The sequence below is a fragment of the Mesorhizobium sp. ES1-3 genome, from assembly GCF_020164795.1.
GTDB lineage: Bacteria > Pseudomonadota > Alphaproteobacteria > Rhizobiales > Rhizobiaceae > Mesorhizobium.
Map to the genome: position 1 here is coordinate 1 of NZ_JAIUGW010000065.1, position 1,710 is coordinate 1,710.

At 58.3% G+C, this 1,710-nt stretch carries 2 protein-coding genes; both read left to right on the forward strand.

Going from position 1 to position 1,710, the window contains the following annotated elements; translation table 11 throughout:
* A partial coding sequence (locus LB536_RS30950; RefSeq protein WP_318013533.1) for a low affinity iron permease family protein occupies positions 1-364 on the forward strand: 364 nt, incomplete at its 5' end.
* 1 nt (position 365) lies between these two features.
* Complete coding sequence (locus tag LB536_RS30955; RefSeq protein ID WP_224599142.1) at positions 366-1,709, forward strand: phospholipase D-like domain-containing protein; 1,344 nt, start codon at positions 366-368, stop codon at positions 1,707-1,709.
* Position 1,710: the final 1 nt, after the last annotated feature.

Sequence of the window (1,710 nt, forward strand, 5' to 3'; positions counted from 1 at the left end):
GCGCGGGAACCTGCGTTACCATCGAAAGTTCCTGCTCATGGCAAATCACCCGATTACCGGCGTACTCACCTCGATCGGCACGTGGACCTCTCGGCCAGCAGCATTCCTGGTGTTGCTGGCATATGCGATCGTCTGGATAGTTTTCGATCGGCAAAGCCTGAACTGGCATGGAGCGGCCACGCTCCTCACTTGGGCCATGACGCTGTTCATTCAGCGGGCGGAGCATCGCGACACCCAGGCCATTCATGCCAAGTTGGACGAAATGTTGAGATCAAACAGTTCGGCTTCGACCATCACCCGCATTGATGATGAAGAGCCGGAGGAAATCGAGAAACATCGCAGTCGCAAGCAGCAGGGCGACTGACATGCGCGCTGTCGGTTTCGTGGCGTTGCTGACAGGTGCGAAGCAGATCTGGCTGGATCGGAAGTTCAGCCCGCTGCTCAGGGGACTGAGCTATGTGGCCGTTGCGGCCCTCGCCGGCTTGGTCACATTGGCGGCCATAAACCTGACCCCTGAGCCACGCGTTTTGCGGACGATCGTCCCGCATCGTTTCGATGCATCGGATCCCCAGTTCGCCAGGTCGATGAGCAGTTACTCGCTGGGACAGATGTCCGACGCGAACGCGGTGCAAACCCTTGTGAACGGTGACGAGATTTTTCCTTCGATGCTCCAAGCGATCGGCGCGGCTCGGTCCACCATCAATTTTGAGACTTATATCTATTGGTCTGGGGCCGTTGGCTATGAGTTCGCATTGGCATTCGCGGCCAAGGCGCAGGAAGGTGTCGAGGTCCGGGTGCTCGTCGACTGGGTCGGCAGCCTGCCTTTCGATGAAGACCTGATCCACATCATGACAAGAGCCGGCGTGACGTTCCAGCGCTACCGGCCGATCCATTGGTACACATTGGACCGTCTGAATAACCGCACCCATCGCAAACTGCTCATTGTCGACGGACAAGTGGCCTTTACGGGTGGTGTCGGCATCGCGGATAATTGGCGCGGAAACGCCCGCAACCCGGATGAATGGCGCGACACGCACTATCGGGTCGAAGGGACTGCCGTACCTGCTTTCCAGGCAGCGTTTGCCGAAAATTGGTTGGAAACAACCGGTGAGACATTGCAAGGTGAGAAGTTCTACCCTCCGCCCGAGCCTGCCGGGTCGCTTGGCGCCCAGCTGATAATCTCTTCGCAGCCAAATGGCTCGGAGAACATGGAACTGATGATGCTGGCGGCGATAGCCGCCGCCAAGGATCACCTGCGAATCGGAATGGCGTATTTCGTGCCCGACGATATCGCCCTCCAGCAGATCCTGGACGCGAGGACGCGAGGCGTGTCGGTCGATGTGATTGTTCCCAATGCGCTGACCGACGTGCCTCTGGTTCGAAAAGGCTCGCGCTATTTCTGGGGCGACTTGCTTAGGGCGGGTGTGCGGATCTACGAGTTTCAGCCCACCATGTATCATCCAAAGCTGCTGATTGTTGACGACGTCTGGGCGAGCTTTGGTTCCACCAATCTGGACGAACGCTCCTTGCGGCTGAACGACGAAGCCAGTCTGAACGTCTACGGCAGGGATTTTGCAAGAACGCAGATCGACTTGTTCGACCAGGATATTGGGCGCTCCCGGCAGATCACCCTGGCCGAATGGGAAGCGCGTCCCCTGCGGGAAAAAATTTCGGACTGGCTGGCCAGCAGGCTGCGCTCCCAACTTTGAG